Genomic DNA, 348 nt, shown 5'->3' with positions numbered 1-348 from the left:
GACTCACTTCAGATTTCAGTATCTAAGCAAGCTCAGCTGCTGAAAGTCTCCCGTGGTTGTTATTACTATCGCCCAAAACCTGTGAGTGCATCAGATCTGAAGCTGATGCGGTGTATGGATGAGTTACATATGCAATACCCTTTTGCAGGTAGCCGTATGATGCGTGATTTGTTGAATCGTCAAGGACATCATATAGGACGACGTCATACACGTACTTTAATGAAGAAAATGGGCATTAATGCGTTATATTGCAAACCAAATTTAAGCCAGGCTAATCAAGCTCACCGCAAATATCCATATCTGCTCAAAGGATTGGCTATTCAGCGCAGTAATCAAGTGTGGTCTACG

Annotated in this window: 1 protein-coding gene; it reads left to right on the top strand. The window is 42.5% G+C overall.

The features are described 5' to 3' along the window. The coding region (locus R5R67_RS19635; RefSeq protein ID WP_318755226.1) for an IS3 family transposase at positions 1-348 on the top strand (348 nt) is incomplete at both ends.

The organism is Acinetobacter sp. OYA S30, from assembly GCF_033599315.1.
GTDB lineage: Bacteria > Pseudomonadota > Gammaproteobacteria > Pseudomonadales > Moraxellaceae > Acinetobacter > Acinetobacter baumannii.
Note: the sequence above shows the minus strand (reverse complement) of the source record. Positions and strands in the feature narration are given on the sequence as shown.